This is a genomic window from Kutzneria viridogrisea DSM 43870 (genome assembly GCF_000525635.1).
GTDB lineage: Bacteria > Actinomycetota > Actinomycetes > Mycobacteriales > Pseudonocardiaceae > Kutzneria > Kutzneria viridogrisea.
Window position 1 is genome coordinate 4,064,112 of record NZ_CP007155.1, and the last position, 16,324, is coordinate 4,080,435.

Consider the following 16,324-nt stretch of genomic DNA (forward strand, 5'->3'; position numbering starts at 1 on the left):
GTGTTGATTCTGATCGTTTCGCGTGCGCCGACCAGTGGGCTGTCTGTCCGGCATGACTGCGGATTCAGTCGCGGCTTGTGCAGAAGGAGGATTGGTGACCGGGATCGAATCGACCACTCGGCTCGCGGAGCTGGTCCTGGTGGGCGCGGCAAGCGAGCGCGGGCCGCGCTGGCGACGCGGTGAACGACTGCACCACCTGTTCGAGCAGCGCTGCCGCGTGCTGCGCGCCAGCGGCCACCACGACCGCCTGGCCGTGGACGCCGACGGCCAGGCGCTCACCTACGACCAACTGGACCGGCGCGCCAACCAACTCGCCCGGCACCTGCTCGCCCTCGGCGCCCGGCCGGGGGACCGGATCGGTCTGCTGTTCGACCAGCCGGTGCACTGCTACCTCGGCATGCTGGCGGTACTCAAGATCAACGCCGCCTACGTGCCGCTCGACCCGGGCTTCCCACCCGACCGGCTGTCCTACATCCTGCGGGACGCCGGCGTGCGGATGGTGCTCTGCTCGGCGGACCTGCCCGAGCGCGCCGAAACCCGCACGGTGGTCAGCCTCGACCAGGCGCAGCGACTCGTGGACGAGCAGGACGACAGCTGCCTCACCGAGTCCGAACGCGGCGAACCGGTCGACGAGCTGTGCTACATCGTCTACACCTCCGGGTCCACCGGCCGCCCCAAGGGCGTGGCGATCCAGCACGCCAGCATCTGCAACTTCGTGCGCGTCGCAGCGGAGGTCTACGGGCTGCGCCCACAGGATCGCGTCTACCAGGGCATGACCATCGCCTTCGACTTCTCCGTGGAGGAGATCTGGGTGCCGCTGGTGACCGGCGCGACCCTGGTCCCCAAACCCGGTGGCGGCCCGCTGATCGGCGCCGAACTACACCAGTTCCTGACCGCCAGGGCCGTCACGGCGCTGTGCTGCGTGCCGACACTGCTGGCCACGCTGGAGGAGGACCTCCCGGACCTGCGGTTCCTGCTGGTCTCCGGCGAGGCCTGCCCACAGGACCTGGTCAACCGGTGGCACCTGCCCGGTCGCCGGTTCCTCAACGTCTACGGTCCCACCGAGGCCACGGTCACCGCGACCTGGACCACGTTGCACCCCAACCGGCCGGTGACCATCGGTGTCCCGCTGCCCACCTACTCCGTGGTGGTACTCGACCCGGTCGAGGACCGGGCGCTGGCCCGCGGCGAACTGGGCGAGATCGGCATCGCCGGGCCGGGCCTTGCCGAGGGCTACGTCAACCGTGAGGACCTCACCGACCGGGCGTTCGTGCCGGACTTCCTCGGCATCGGGAACAACCCCTCGGGACGGATCTACCGCACCGGTGACCTGGGGCGGGTCAACGACCAAGGTGAGGTGGAGTACCACGGCCGACTCGACACCCAGGTGAAGATCCGGGGCTTTCGCGTGGAGCTGACCGAGATCGAGTCGGTGCTGTCCCAGGCGCCGGGAATCGCGCAGGCGGTGGTCAGCACGTACGAGCCCGAGCCGGGGATGCCGGAACTGGTCGCCTACTACACCGCCAGCAGGAGCCGGGGCCGCGTCGACCCGGGGCTGGTCCGCCAGTGGTTGGCCGACCACCTGCCCGGCTACATGGTGCCCACCTATCTGGAGGAACTCGACGCCATTCCCGTGCTCGCCAGCGGCAAGGCCGACCGCAAGCGGCTGCCCGCGCCCAGCGGGGAACGCGGCGGCGCCGCGCCGCACCACCTCGTCGCCCCGGCCACGGACACCGAGCGGTACCTCGCCGCGGAACTCGCCCAGATCCTGCGCGTCGAGCAGGTGTCGGTGGACAGCCACTTCTTCGACGACCTCGGCGCCAACTCGCTGCTGATGGCACGGCTGTGCGCGCGGACAAGGGCGCACCGGGACCTCATGCCGGTGTCGATGCGGGAGGTCTACCTGCACCCGACCATCCGGAGCCTGGCCGCCGCACAGCCACCCGGCACGCCCGCCACCCCGGAACCCGGCGACCAGGCGGCCACCGAGCCGGCCGTCAGCACGCTGAGGTACGTCCTTTGTGGAGCGTTGCAGTTCCTGTTCTTCCTCGCCTACTCCTACGGTGTCGCGCTGCTCGCCGTCGGGGGGTACGCCTGGATCTCTCAGGGCGACGGACTGCTGGCCACCTACCTGCGCGCGGTCGAGTACGGGGTGGCCGGTTTCACCGGGCTGTGCGCCGTGCCGATCATCGCGAAATGGTTGCTCATCGGCCGCTGGAAACCGCAGCAGATCCAGGTGTGGAGCCTGGCCTACTTGCGCTTCTGGGCGGTCAAGGCGCTGATCCGCTCCAGTCCACTGGTGCTGTTCACCGGGTCCCCCCTGTACGTGCTCTACCTCAGGGCGCTGGGCGCCACGATCGGTCCACGGGTCGTGATCTTCTCCAGGATCGTGCCGGTGTGCACCGACCTGCTCACCATCGGGGCGAACACGGTCATCCGCAAGGACTCCTACTTCACCTGCTACCGCGCGAGGTCGGGGCTGATCCACACCGGGCCCGTCCACCTGGGCAGGCACGTGCTCGTCGGCGAGGCCACGGTGCTCGACCTGGGCACCTCGCTCGGCGACTGGTCCCAGCTGGGGCACAACTCCTCGCTCCAGACCGCCCAGACCGTGCCCGCCGGGCAGAGCTGGCACGGCTCGCCCGCGCAACCGTCCGATGTGGACTACCGGGTGATCGGCCCCGTCGGCTGCGGCTCGGTGCGGCGGATCGCGTTCTGCCTGGCGCAGTTGTGCGGCGTGCTGTGCCTGTACCTGCCGCTGGGCGTCGGGCTCGTGGTCAAGCTGGTGCAGCTGTTCCCGACCTTCACCGAACTGTCCGGATCCCCGGCCGCGGTGCTGTCGAACTGGGTCCTCTACCGGGATGCCGTGGTGCTGTCCGGCGTGGTGTTCCTCGGCGCACTGCTCCTCGGCCTCGTACTCGTGGGCACGGTTCCCAAGGTGCTGAACCTGGTGCTCCGCCCGGACGTGGTCTACCCGCTCTACGGGTTCCACTACTGGGCGCACCGCGTCATCGCGCGCCTGACCAACAGCCAGGCGTTCATGAACCTGTTCGGCGACAGCTCCTACATCGTGCACTACCTGATCTGGCTCGGGTACGACCTGGGCGTGGTGGAGCAGACGGGGTCGAACTTCGGGCTGGCGCTCAAGCACGAGACGCCGTTCCACGTCGCCGTCGGCACCGGCACGATGGTCTCCGACGGCCTGTCGGTGATCAACGCCGACTACTCGAGCAGCTCCTTCCGGTTGTCGCGGGCCAGGATCGGGGCGCGCAGCTTCCTGGGCACCAACGTCGTCTACCCCGCGCGCGCCACGACCGGCGACAACTGCCTGTTCGCGACGAAGGTCATGGTCCCGGTCGACGGTCCGGCCCGCGAGGGCGTCGGGCTGCTGGGATCACCCAGCTTCGAGATACCGCGATCGGTCCGCCGCGACGCGCGGTTCACCGAGCTGGCCGGCGGCCCGCTGCGACGACGCCGCCTTGCCGCGAAGAACCGGCACAACGCCGCCACCATCGGCATCTACCTGTTCGCGCACTGGGTCCATTTCCTCGTGCAGCTGCTGCTGGTGATGATCGCCGGTGAGCTCTACCCGGAGTTCGGGCCGACCACCTTCGCGCTGTACATCGTGGTCGCCCCGGTGGTCACGATCGGGTACTTCGTTTTCATGGAACGCGCGGCCATGGCCTTTCGGAAGCTCCGACCGCGGTTCTGCTCGATTTACGATCCCTACTACTGGCTGCACGAACGGTTCTGGAAGTTCAGCGCGTTGCAGTACCAGCGGGTGCTCAACGGCACGACGTTCAAGAACGTGGTGCTGCGGTTGCAGGGAGTGCGGACGGGCGGCCGTGTCCTCGACAACGGCTGCGTCATATCCGAGCGGTCCCTGGTCACCCTGGGCAGGGGATGCACCCTCAACGAGGGCAGCACGATCCAGGGCCACTCGCTGGAGGACGGCGTCTTCAAATCCGACCACATCACGATCGGCGCGGACTGCACGGTGGGCATCAACGCCCTTGTCCACTACGCGGTGAGGATGGGGGAGGGCGCCGTGCTCGACGCCGACTCCTTCCTCATGAAGGGGGAGGAGGTCGCCGCTGGCAGCAGGTGGCGGGGAAACCCGGCCAGGCAGATCGGTGCGCCTCCGGCACCAGCCATCGCACACGCCCCACTGGCCCGACCCCGGGAGCTCTCATGACCTTGCTCGACCACTCCGCGGCCCGACAGGGCCCGCACGTCACCTGCGACCTGCCGGGTCCCCGCTCGGCCGAGTTGCTCGCCCGCCAGGAGCGATGGGAATCCAGCGCACGGGCCTATCCGCGGCGTCTGCCCATCGCGATCGCCGAGGCCGCGGGCAGCTTCGTCCGCGACCTCGACGGCAACGTGTTCATCGACTTCCTCACCGGCGCTGGCGTGCTGTCCCTGGGCCACAACCACCCCGAGCTGGTCCGGGCCGTCACCGACCAGCTCGGCAGGCTCACCCACGGCCTGGACTTCCCCACTCCGGCCAAGGACGCCTTCAGCGAGGCCCAGCTGTCCATGCTGCCCCCGGGCCTGCGCGACCGGATGAAGGTGCACTTCTGCGGACCGACCGGCGCCAACGCGGTCGAGGCCGCGGTCAAGCTCTGCAAGACCGCGACCGGACGGGGCGACGTGCTCGCCTTCCAGGGCAGCTTCCACGGCAGCACGCACGCCGCGATGGCGCTGACCGGGTCGGTCGCGCAGAAGCGCCCGGTGGCCAACGGACTGCCCGGGGTGCACTTCTTCCCGTACTCCTACTGCGGACGGTGCCCGCTGGACCTGGTCCGGGACACCTGCACCACCAACTGCGTCAGCTACCTCGAACGATCACTGCGGGACGGCAACGCGGGCATCGCCTCACCCGCCGCGGTGATCCTGGAACTGGTCCAGGGCGAGGGCGGGGTCGTGCCCGCCCGCGGGGACTTCGTCCGGCGGGTCCGCGCGCTGACCAGCGAGCTGGGCATCCCGCTGATCGTGGACGAGGTGCAGACCGGGTGCGGGCGCACGGGCACGTGGTTCGCCTTCGAGCAGTACGACATCGAACCCGACGTGATCGTCGCGTCCAAGGCGCTGAGCGGGATCGGCTCCCCGGTGTCGCTGATCCTGTACCACCAGCGGCTGGACACCTGGGCGCCCGGCGCCCACTCCGGGACCTTTCGCGGCAACCAGCTGGCGTTCGCCGCGGGCACCGTGGCGGTGGGCATCGTCCGGCGCGACCGGATACTGGACAACGTGCGGCAACGCGGGGAGCAGATCGCCGACCTGCTCGCGGGACTGCGCGAGCACCCCTGGGTGCGCGAGGTGCGCGGGCGCGGACTGATGTGGGGTGTCGAGCTCGCCGACCCGGCCGACGGCCGCCCGGCGGGCGCACTGGCGGCACGGGTGCAGGCTCGTGCGCTGCGCAACGGGCTGATCGTCGAGCTCGGTGGCCGGGAGGACTGCGTCGTCCGGATACTGCCGCCGCTCAACGTCACCGCCGAGGTGGTGGAGACCGCCTGCGCCATCCTGATCGCGGCCGTGGAACAGAGCAGCCCCGTGGGGTCCCCGTGAAGCCCGTGCTGCCCTTGGTGATGAAGTTCGGCGGCACGGTGCTCGCCGACGAGGTCAGCCGCGCACTGGTGGTCCAGGACGTGGCGAGGGCGGTGCACCGCGGCATGTCACCCGTGGTCGTGGTGTCGGCCATGGGACGCCGCGGTGACGCCTACGCCACCGACACGCTGTTGGACCTGTTGCTGGCCAACGGCGTCCGGCCAACGCGACACACCCGTGACCTCATGCTGTCCTGCGGTGAGGCGATCGCCACGGCGCTCACCGCCCACCTGCTCACCGCCAGCGGCATGCCGGCGGTCACGCTGGCCGCGGGCAAGGCCGTGCTGTGCGCAGCCGATCGGCGGAGTGAGCCGTTCGTCAGTGCGGCCACCGCGCAGCGGCTGCGGACGATCCTCGCCGCGGGCACCATTCCGGTCGTCGCGGGCTTCCAGGCCGTGGACGGCACTGGCGAGATCATCACGCTCGGCCGGGGCGGCAGCGACCTGACCGCCGTCGCGGTGGGGGCGGCGCTGGGCGCCCGCGTGGAGATTGTCAAGGACGTCGACGGTGTGCTGACCTGCGATCCGGGCCTGCTCCCCGCGGGCAGGCGGCTGACCCGGGTCAGCTATCCGGCGCTGAGCCTGCTCGCCGCGTTGGGCAACCAGGTGGTGCAGGGCAGAGCCGTGTCCGCGGGGTGGCGCCACCGGGTACCGATGCTGGTGCGACGGGTCGGCGCGCAGTGCGGAACGGAGGTGACCGCGACCGAGGGGGTCCAGTTCAGCGACGAGTCCGGGGCCGGGGTGCAGGCGCTGGTCTGCACGACGGGGCTGACGATCGCGCCGCTGCCCACTTCGCGGGCGCTGTCCGCCTTGCCGCGGTTGGGCTCGGAGGTGGACAGCGCCGTAGCCGCGAGCGAGGTGGTCCTGGTCTGCCTCACCCGCGCTGGGGTGGAGCGGCTGGGCGAGTTTTGCTCGGACCTGCTCACCGGTGCCACCGCGAACTGTGCACGCTTGTCGGTTGTCAGCCAGGACGACGGGGACTGCGCACGACGGGTGCACGAGGGCCTGCGGGCACTCCAGGTTGCGTCGATCCCGGTACTGGCCGGCTTCGCGGGCGGGCACACGGCCAACTACCTCATACCCGGCGAACAGGTCGGCGCCGCAGCCGCGGTGTTGCTGGGTGAGAGGGGTGCACGAGTCACCGCCGCGTGAGGGCGGGAATCCCGGATTCGCTGCACTGCCACGAGATCAAGTGATGGACGGATTCCTCACCTGTGCGCGTTTCGGGGGAGACGCGGGGTGGCCATGGCACTGTTCGGCCAGTCCTCGCTCTTACTCAGCCCTGTTCGATTTCCCTTGTCTTACCTATGGTTGGCGTCATGTCGACCAGAGAGCGTCAGATTTCTGGGCCGCAAGTACTCGCCCCCCACGAGAAGCGGGTAGTCACCGAGCTGGAACGTTACGACACGGTGAACGGAACTGCACTGGCCGACAAATTCCGGGCAACGCTCGGATATGCCAGGCAATCGATACTGTGCCGACTGGTGTCAGCCCTGCTCCGGGAGCGCCTACTCGACCAGAACACGGCAGCAGAACACGGAATTCTCCTACGAGTAGCCCAGGCCACCAGCACGGGACGGTTGGTGCTGACCGGACCGGTGCTGGTCCGCGACGGGGCGGGCGCGGAGTCGGTGGTCACCGATCCGGTCCACCTGCTCGACGTGATCACCGATCTCGGCCTGGGGACGGGTGATCCCACTGGGTGGCAACGGATTCGGGAGGAAGTGGGCAACAGCGTCACTGGGCAGGCGCTGGCCTTGGTGGCCGCGGGGTGTCGTGCGGACCGCCTGCGCCGGTCTGCGCCACAGGTGGACCGCGGCGCGCCCTTCTCCGGCCTGGTCGCCGGGCTCCGTGCGGACGGCGGGCACGGCTCACTGCTGGTCTGCTTCGAACAACTCGTCGTCGACGGCCATCCGCTGCACCCGGGCGCCAAGATCAGGATTGGCATGTCCTCAGTGGACAGTGTTCGGTACGGACCGGAGTTCGCGCCCTCCTTCGGGGTCGGTCTCATCGCGGTGGCACGACACGCGGCGGTCGCCGTCACGGGCGAGGACGTGCACCCGGATGCCTGTCTGGACAGCGCTCGTGCCCTTCTCCGCATCGCCTTCCCCAGCGCGGTCGCGGCCGCTGAGGCCGAACTGCTCGCACTCGGCCTCGACCCGAACGGCTACGTGCTCGTCCTGGTCCACCCGCACCAGCGGGACAACGCGGTGCCCACGTTGCACAGCGATGCGCTGGCCGACGGCACCGTGCGCATCCTGACCACCACGATCCCGGCCGAACCGCTCATGTCGGTGCGCACCCTGTCGGTCCGTGAACCGGCCGAACCAGTTGGGCTGCACGTCAAGACGGCGCTGGAGGTCCAGATCACCGGAGCGGTGCGCGGGGTTTCCCAGGCGGCGCTTCGCAACGGACCCAGGGTTTCGGCCCTGCTGGGACGCATCGTCGCGGGCGACCTGGATCTTTCGCGCACGACCGCGGACGGCCGCAGGCAGTTCACGGTGTGCGAGGAACTCGCCGGAATCGGCTACGTCCCAACGGAAAGGCGCTGCCAGCAGTGGGAGTCCCTGGACGGGGAGAAGGCTCTTGCCCGGCAACGCTCGCTGTGCTCGGTGCTCCGCGAGGACGTGGAGTCCCAAGTGGAGCCTGACGAGTTGGCGCTGCCCGTCGCCGCGCTGCTGGCGACCTCCCCGCTGACCGGCAACTCCGTGGTCGCCGACCTGCTCACCGAGTTGCACGCCGAAACCGCGGACGGTTCGGTGACCCTGGCCGAGGTCGCCCAGGACTGGCTGCGCCAACACGTGGAACTGTGCGTTCCGCCGGCGCTCACCCTGCTGGTGCGATACGGGATCGCCCTGGAACCTCATCCACAGAACACCGTTGTCGTTCTACGCGGCAAGCGGCCTGTGCGCAGCATGCTCCGTGATCTCGGTGGCGCGCGGCTGTTGCTGCCCAGGCTGGCCCGCAGGGGGTTCTCCGTCGAACTGGCAACGGGTTCGGCGCTGCGGGCAACCGACGCGGAGTCCCTGCGTGCCAAGCTCTTCTTCCCGCTCTTCGGAAACCACCTCGGCGAGCTGATCGCCGCCATCGCCACCGCGGCGCAGTGCGACCAGGACCAGTTGTGGGCGGGCGTCCGGCAGTGCGTGGTCACGACGGCCAACCGGTTGATCTCCTCGGCCGCCTCCACCGAGGAACGCGCCGACGCACAGCAGGACGTCGACGCGCTGCTGAACCTGCCGTGGCGGTACAAGACCATGCTGGCGATGCGGCTGGCTTCGCTGGTGACCGACCAGCGTTACGTGGACGCGCCGAATCCGCTGCGCAACGCACGTCCGTTGATCGAATGCGCCGGACCCGACGTGCCGCAACGCGAGATGCTGGCGCGGCTGCTGGATACCGACCCGGACCTCGCACCGCGATGGCTGAACGAGTTGGCGGGTGCTGAACTGTCCACTGTGTACCGCTCGCTCGGAGCGCTGATCCGCGAGGGTGTTCTCGGCGAGGTGGAGCGGGTGCGGTGCTCGGCGTCCCAGGTGCCGGACTGGATGCCGCTGCGGCTGTTCCGCGCCGTGGCCGAGCAGGTTCAAGGTCGGACGAGCACAGTGTTGTGCCTGCGCCTCGTGGGCGGCGGGGTGCTGGTGGCCGGTGCCAAGGCGGACGCGGCGTTCGGGTTCAACGAGGTGACCGGGCCGGTACTGGTCGATGACGGCACCGAGGTCCGGACGATCGACACCGTCGGGGGACTGGTCGGCGCGCTGCCTGACACCTTCCCGACCGGAATCCACCAGGACCTGGCGGACTCCGTGAGGAACCTCGCCCTGTCCCGGGCCAGCGTGGCGCGCAGGCGCGAGGTGACCGGCCACCGCGCCGCGTGGTTCGAGCCGTTGTCCACGGGCCGCTCGGCCAGCGACACCATTCTCGACCTGGACGCGCTGTGCGCCGAGGGACACCTGATGCACCCGTGCGGCCGGGGCCGCGGCGAGTTCGATGTGGACGATTCCACGGCCTACGCGGCCGAGAACGCGGAAACCGTTGGCGTGCAACTGGTCGCCGTTCGCCGCGACCTGGTGCTGAACACCCCCGACGAATCGGGCCGTTCGGTCGGTGACCTGATCGGCGACCACTACCCGGGAGTCCTCGCGCAGGCGGTGAACGGGCTCCAGCGGCGCGGGTACGACCCCGAGCGGTACCACCTCGTCCCGGCGCATCCCTGGCAGGTCAGGAACGCGCTGCCAAGGCACTACGCGGACGAGGTGGCGCTGGGGTGTGTGGTTCCGATCCGCGAAGCACAATTGGCTTGTCGGCCAACGGTTTCCCTGCGCAGCCTGGTGACGGCCGCGCCCGGCCGCCACGGTCGTCGACTGACCGTCAAGACCTCGCTGGACGTGCTCATCACCTCGACCAGGCGGGCCATTTCCCCGGCCAGCACCCGCAACGGGCCGCGACTGAGCGCCCTGCTCGCCCGCCTGGTCGCGGACGAGCCGCTTGCCCGCGATCGGGTCGCCTGCGTGCCCGAGATCGCCGGATCCGCCTTCCGCCCACCGGAGGGCTCCCTCGCCTCCGATGCTCGCCTGCGCGGGCTGTCCTGCCTGCTCCGGGAGGACCCCGCAGACCTGCTCGCCGACGGCGAGGTGGCGTTCTCCGCGTGTGCGCTTCGAGCGATTTCGCCGTCCAGCGGGCAGCCCCTGCTCGCGGACCTGCTGGGCTGCCAGCGGACATCTGATCCCAGCCTTGCCGCACAACGGTTCTTGACCTCCTACGCGGATTTGCTGCTCTGCGCCGCGCTTCCGTTGTTGTCCCGCTACGGCATCGCCCTTGAGGCCCATCTGCAGAACACCTTGCTGGTGGTGCGGCACGGGCGGCCGGTTCGACTGCTGTTGCGCGACTTCGCTGGACTGCGCGGGCACCGCGGCCGGATGCGGCAAGCCGGTGTCGTGTTCATCCCGCACGAGGGGTCGGTCACCATCACCGAGGACCTGGGCGAGGTCCACGGCAAGCTCGCGCACGCCGTGCTCCAGGCCAACCTCGCCGACGTGATCGACCTGCTCGTGACCATCACGGACACGTCGGCCCGGCCGCTGTGGGACATCGTGCGCCAGACCATGCGGCGAGTACTCGCCGGAATGCCATGGGCAGGTGAGGACCTGACCGCCTTGCTGGCGCCGAGGCTGCCGCAGAAGGCGCTGGCCAGAATGCGGTTGGCCGGGGCGGGCGAAGCCCAGCACTGCTGGCTATCCAACCCGCTGCACCACAGCCAACCGTGACGGCCACGGGAACCGCCCGCACGGCGCTCGGTGTGTTCCTGACCGGGACAGCGGCCTCACGCGTGGGCGACAACGCCGACCTGCTCGCGCTGAACTGGTACGTGTTGGAGCGCACGAACTCCCCGGTGCTGCTCGGGTTGGTCAACGTGCTGCGCCTGGCCCCGATCGTGTTCTGCACGGCTCCGGCCGGGTGGCTGGCTGACCGCTACGACCGCAGGCGGCTGCTCGCCGGTACCCGGATCCTGTTGTTCGCCGCCACACTGGGCGTGGCCATCGCGGTCGCCGATGACGGTCCACTGTGGATTCTTCTGGCGGCCGTCCTGTTCCGTGCCCTGGCGGGCTGTGCGGAACCAGTGCTCAGGCAGACCATGTTGCCGTTGCTGCGGGGGACCCGGCCGCTGGCGACGGTTGTGGCCATGCACTCCGCCTGCCTGAACCTGGCGATGGTGGTGGGTCCGGCGATCGGGTCCCTGCTGCTGGCCTGCGGCCCCTTGACCACCGTCTTCTGGTTCAACGCCGGGTGCAGCCTGATCTCCTTGTGCTGTCTCACCATTGTCCCCGTTGGGGCGCATACGGCCGCGGCATCGAAGCCCGCAGGGGCAGCTGTCTCGGTGTGGAACTTCATCCGGGCCAACCCGGTGGTGCGGGCCCAGTTGGCGTTGGCGGTCGGCCCGATGCTGTTCGCCTTCCCCTACACCTCGTTGATGCCCCTGCTGGCCACGGACCTACTCCATGGCGACGCATCCACCGTCGGTGTGCTCCTCACCTCCGGAGCGGCCGGTGCCCTGGCCGCGTCGGTCAGCCTGAGCCGATGGCCCATGCGCAGACCCGGCCGCCTCGCCGCGGTCACCGGTGTCGCCCTCGGCGGCGCGCTGCTGGGTCTGCTGCTGTCTGCCTTGCTGGCACCGGAAACGGCCGCGGTGCCCGCGACCGTCGCGACCATGGTCGCCGTGGGGATCGTGGGCCAGACCTACCGCACCGCGAACCGCGCGGCACTGCAACTCGCGCTCCCCGAAGGGATCCGCGGCCGCATCCTGGGCATCGCCAACACCGACCGTGCCCTGATACCCGCCGGTACCGCGCTGCTGGCGCCCATCGCGCAGACCAGCAGCCCGCGGATCATGTTGCTGGTGATGGGCGTCGGGTGCGTGCTGCTGACCCTGGCCGCCACCCGGCTCAGCGCGGGGCGTCACGCCGAACGCCGACGCAGCCAGAAGGAGGTGTCCCAGCGCTGTTCCAGACCGTAGTAGTACTGCCGCTGCCGGAGGTAGGTCGCGAACCGCTGGCGGTTGCACCGGTCGTGGTCCTGGCGGGCGGCCGCGTCGGCGAGTTCGCCGGACACGATCGCCCGCCCGGCCGTCATGCCCGACCGCAGCGCTGCCAGGACACCGGCTGAGGACAGCGGATCGGCGGCCATCGCCGCGTCGCCGACCGCGATCCAGCCGTCACCGACGCACGGGGTCAGCACCTGCGAGTTCGCGGCTCGAACCGTGACGGGCCGTGGTTCGATCGTGTCGACGAGGCGGCCGACGTGGTGGGTGTCCCGCAACGCCCTGGCCAGTGCGGTCGGTTCGGCCCACCCCGCACGCCGCACGAGGTCACCGTCTGACAGCAGGACGACTTGCAGCCGCATGTCGGGCAGCGCGGCGGCGTACCACCAGCCGTGTGCCACGGCCTCGACCACGCTGTGGCCGAGGTAACCGGAGCGCGGGTGCACGGCGGCCACGGCGACCAGGTGGTCGGCGACCTGGCGTCGCGCGCCCTGACCAACCCCGAACGTGGACTTGCGCCCGGTGGCGTCGACGGCGAAGGACGCGGTCAGCAGCCCACCGGAGTGTGGGAAGGACCAGCGGCCGTCCGCCCGGAGCGCGCCGAGCGACCGGGTCCGGAGCAACCTAGCGCCCGCCAGCCCCGCGGCGTCCAGCATCGACCGGTCGAAGCGCGCCCGGTCCAGCTGCCAGCCGTTCCCGAGCCCGTCGACCAGGTAGTCCCGGTACGCCAGCTCGGGTCCGCCCCAGGCCGAGGCCGTGCCCAGGCAGTCCGCGTACCCCGCTGTCGGCGCCCCCAGTTCGTCGAGCAGGAGGTGGACCGCGGGTGGCGCCGACTCCACTGTGCGGTGCCCGTCCAGTTCCCCGTCCGGCGCCACCAGGGTCACGTCCCGGCCTGCCTGGCGCAGCACCAGCGCGGTGGCGGCACCGGCCGGGCCAGCGCCGATGACGGCCACCTCGGTGTCAGTCGCTGAGGTAGCCGTCACGGTGCAGGGTCCTCTGTACCTCGACGTAGTCGGGATCCTGGGGCCCGGCCGAGAGCGAGCGGTCACCGCGGCGCGGGGTTGCCTTGTGCACGACGAACCCCAGTTCACTCCACTGGGTCACCATGTCGAAGTTGTCGTCGAAGGCGACGTAGTCGTCGGCCCGCTGGTCGCGAGCGGTGCCGATCCAGGGCACGTGGTTCCACTCGGAGTCGACCGCGTGCCTCGCGTAGACGAAGATCGGGCGCTGCGCTGGCCACCACCACTGCACGTGGTCCTGGGCCACGTCGCCCCCGCAACCGTTGAAGTCCGCCTGCCACGGCACGGCCATCTGCTTGGTGGCGTCACCCGGTTCGAGTCCCGCGGACAGGTCCGATTCGAGGCTGAGCTGACCGGCCTGCGCCGGGAGCGGGCTGACCGGCTTGAAGCGGAACGGTTCGGCGTAGATCTCGCGGTCGCGGCACAGCCAACCCATCTCGATCCCGGGGGAGAACGAGCCGCCGACGCAGTTCTCCAGTGCCGCGATCGTCAGCTGGTGCCCGGCCGCGGTCTCCACCTCGGACCGCTCGTTCACGCCGCTGGTCCGGAAGTTCCCGTTGGCCCACTGCATCAGCAGGAAGTACTGGGTCTCGGTGACCGTCAGGTACCGCGAGCTCGCCTGGCTGCTCGTGTCGTCCCCGGCCAGGTAGGGCATCATCCGGTACCCCGTGGTCTGCGAACTCAGGGAGTTGGTCTTCTCCGGTGGCCGCACCGCCTCGAAGTAGTAGCCGCGGAGTTCGTCGTACTCGGCGCGCGGGTCCCCGAGTCGCTTGAAGTCGAAGGTGTGGACCTTCGGCGGCATCGCCACCACCCAGCGGTAACTCGACGCCCGCTCCAGGATGGGCCTGATCTCCAGGTCGAAGCTGGGCCGGTAGTCGGACTGCCAGTGCGAATCGCGGTACATCGCCGGCCGCAGCCCGGCATGGCGCACGTGCAGGTCGAACATCGTGTCGTACAGGCTGACCATGTTGAGGATCTGCGGTGCGTACGCGGGCGGCCCGACCAGTACCCACGCCGTGCCCGCGTCCACGCGGCTGCCGTCGGTGAAGACGACCGTGGCCGAGACGGGACCGTCGGAGGTGTCGTCCCACCAGCCGTCGTTGTTCGTGTCGCTGGTGAGCCGGGGCTTGGGGTAGCAGGACCCGGTGTGACCGTGCCCGCCGAGCACCACCAGCGTTCCGCTGCGGTCGGCGATCACCTCGCCGAGGGTGTTGATCTCGTCCGGCTTGGTGACGGGTGGGAAGGTGCCGCCGCCGGAACGGTGGAACTCCTTGGACTCGGTGCCGGTCTCGGTGCTGCGCACCGTGCGCGGACCGGGATCGATGATCAGCTTCTTGCGCGCCTGCGCACCGGTGACACCGAGGTTGCGCAGTGGCCGGTCCGGTGGCTTGCCCCGCTCGCCGACCAGCTGCTGGAACCGGTACCAGACCGCCTTCTTGTTGGCCAGGTGAACGGTCCACTCGATGTGCCGCACGGTCCTGCCGTCCACCGTGTCCCCGGGTTTCACCGGGAGGTCGCCGCCGGTGAGGTGGACCCGGAACCTGGCCGCCTGCCTGCGCAGCTTGCGGTCCTCGTCCCGGAAGTCGGCCACCGTGAACGGTAGTCCGTCCGTTCGGAGGGGCAGGCCGCCGGGGGTCTCGGGCGCGAGGTAGTAGTCCCTGGTGCCGTTCCCGACCCGGGCCACGCCGATCGCCGGGAAGACCTGGAACCTGGACATCGTCGTCACCTCCCGTGGTGTGTGGTCGTGCCGCCGGTCACGAGAGGCTCCTGAGCACCTTGTACAGCGCGGCCACGAGCGTGCTCGGAGCGCTGGGGTGCCGTCCCTCGGTGACGGCCTCGGCGAGCCGGTCGACTGCCCGGGTGATCTCCTGGACGGTCACGCCCGCCACGTACCGGAAGGGGGGCCCAGCTGCGGGATCGACACTGGTGTACCCCTTGGCGGCGACGGGGGTCTGCATCAGTTGCGTTGCCAGGACGGGCATTGCCGTGCGCATCAGCGGCACCGCGTGTGTGAAGAAGACCTCGGTGTCACCGTGCAGCGCCTTCTGGAGTTCGTCGACCATGATGCTGTAGCTGGCGTTGAACAGGTTGCCCAGTTCGACGGCAAGCTGGTTCTCGAACTTGTCCACCGAGGGGTTGGGGGCCATCGGGTAGGTCTCGGGAAGCGGGGTCGTGCCGTCGGCTATCGCCTTGAACTTGAAGTAGTGCGACATCTCCAGCGGGGTGCCCAGCACCGGGCCGTAGGTGCCGTCGGCCCGTGGACCGTAGTACTCGTACTGACCCCATGGTTGCCTGATCTGGTATTCGTCCGGATTCAGCTCCCGCGCCATGTCCGCGCCCTCTCCCTGCTCGACGATCTCATTGATCGCCTGCATCGCGGACTTCTTGTCGCGGACCTCGATGACGGTTCCGCCGTTGTTGCCGAAGTTCCAGCTCGTGGTCTGCCTGCTGGTGTCGTAGCCACCCTGGTAGTCCGCCAGCCTGTCCTTGATCGCCTTGTAGAGCTGGCCGATGGTGGAGAACTGCGCGGGCTGGGCGGGGGCGTCGGGCTGCGCGGGCTGTTCGATCCGCATGAACACCTCGCGGATCAGCTGCCGGGAGGCGGGCATCAGCTGGAGGTACACCCCGCCGCCGCTGGCCTCGTCCGACAGATGTGCGGGGTACCGCGGCGGGAACTTTCCGCTGATGACGAGTTCGGGCTTGCCGCCGATGGCGTTGAGCAGGTTGCACGCCAGGTTCAGGTGCAGCATCTCCTCCATGGCGACGCTACGGATCAGCTGGTAGGCGCGGGAGGTCTTGTCCGTGATCGAGTACATCGCCGTCAGGTACGGCGGAATGGCCGAGAACTCCACCTGCAAAGCCGTCTGGAGGAGCTTCTCCAGCGTTGTGCCCGCGTCGAAGACCGAGCTCGGCAGGATGACATTCTGGGCAGTGTCCGCTACGGGATTCATGAGGCTACCTCAATTTCGGTCCCGGTCAGCCTAGTGTCGATTTGGTGTCGCCCGCCAGGGTCCGTTCGTGGTATGCACTACTGAGTCCGAACAGGTGAATTGTTACACGGTTTTCCGGAGTGTGCGCTCTCGGAACGCGAACTGACTCCGCAGCTGATTCCTGATTAGGGGATTTCGGCCCTGGTGTCGTACAACCGGGCTGCGAACACTGTG

General features: G+C 69.5%; 8 protein-coding genes. 5 read left to right on the top strand and 3 right to left on the bottom strand.

Annotated elements, in window-relative coordinates; all coding sequences use genetic code 11:
• Positions 1-94 precede the first annotated feature (94 nt).
• The 5 genes from KALB_RS18155 to KALB_RS18180 all read left to right on the top strand — a co-directional run bounded on the left by KALB_RS18155 (position 95) and on the right by KALB_RS18180 (position 12,117).
• The gene (locus KALB_RS18155; protein WP_025357139.1) at positions 95-4,195 is read left to right on the top strand and encodes a Pls/PosA family non-ribosomal peptide synthetase; all 4,101 of its coding nucleotides are present in this window, start codon (positions 95-97) and stop codon (positions 4,193-4,195) included.
• Complete coding sequence (locus tag KALB_RS18160; protein WP_025357140.1) at positions 4,192-5,568, top strand: aspartate aminotransferase family protein; 1,377 nt, start codon at positions 4,192-4,194, stop codon at positions 5,566-5,568. Before KALB_RS18155 ends, KALB_RS18160 begins: the two co-directional genes overlap by 4 nt.
• On the top strand, positions 5,565-6,758 hold the full coding sequence (locus KALB_RS44000) for an amino acid kinase family protein (RefSeq protein ID WP_025357141.1): 1,194 nt from the start codon (positions 5,565-5,567) through the stop codon (positions 6,756-6,758). Before KALB_RS18160 ends, KALB_RS44000 begins: the two co-directional genes overlap by 4 nt.
• A gap of 332 nt (positions 6,759-7,090) precedes the next feature.
• Positions 7,091-10,870 (top strand): IucA/IucC family protein, encoded by a 3,780-nt coding sequence (locus tag KALB_RS45385; protein WP_158510764.1) that lies wholly within the window; start codon positions 7,091-7,093, stop codon positions 10,868-10,870.
• Positions 10,867-12,117, top strand: a complete 1,251-nt coding sequence (locus tag KALB_RS18180) for an MFS transporter (protein WP_030111659.1) — start codon at positions 10,867-10,869, stop codon at positions 12,115-12,117. The genes KALB_RS45385 and KALB_RS18180 overlap by 4 nt, the downstream gene beginning before the upstream one ends.
• Here the strand turns inward: KALB_RS18180 and KALB_RS18185 are convergent.
• From KALB_RS18185 to KALB_RS44010, 3 genes are read right to left on the bottom strand one after another with little or no spacing between them, the layout of a single operon-like run.
• The gene (locus tag KALB_RS18185) at positions 12,060-13,124 is read right to left on the bottom strand and encodes an NAD(P)/FAD-dependent oxidoreductase (protein ID WP_025357143.1); all 1,065 of its coding nucleotides are present in this window, start codon (positions 13,122-13,124) and stop codon (positions 12,060-12,062) included. The genes KALB_RS18180 and KALB_RS18185 overlap by 58 nt on opposite strands.
• Positions 13,102-14,877 (bottom strand): LodA/GoxA family CTQ-dependent oxidase, encoded by a 1,776-nt coding sequence (locus KALB_RS47615; protein WP_025357144.1) that lies wholly within the window; start codon positions 14,875-14,877, stop codon positions 13,102-13,104. Before KALB_RS47615 ends, KALB_RS18185 begins: the two co-directional genes overlap by 23 nt.
• A 37-nt stretch (positions 14,878-14,914) precedes the next feature.
• Positions 14,915-16,111, bottom strand: coding sequence for a ferritin-like domain-containing protein (locus KALB_RS44010; RefSeq protein ID WP_025357145.1), 1,197 nt, complete (start codon positions 16,109-16,111; stop codon positions 14,915-14,917).
• Between the last annotated feature and the right edge of the window lie 213 nt (positions 16,112-16,324).

Coding starts and splice junctions, on each gene's coding strand:
- KALB_RS18160 (WP_025357140.1), top strand. CDS start 4,192: ATGACCTTGCTCGACCACTCCGCGGCCCGACAGGGCCCGCACGTCACC.
- KALB_RS47615 (WP_025357144.1), bottom strand. CDS start 14,877: ATGTCCAGGTTCCAGGTCTTCCCGGCGATCGGCGTGGCCCGGGTCGGG.
- KALB_RS44010 (WP_025357145.1), bottom strand. CDS start 16,111: ATGAATCCCGTAGCGGACACTGCCCAGAATGTCATCCTGCCGAGCTCG.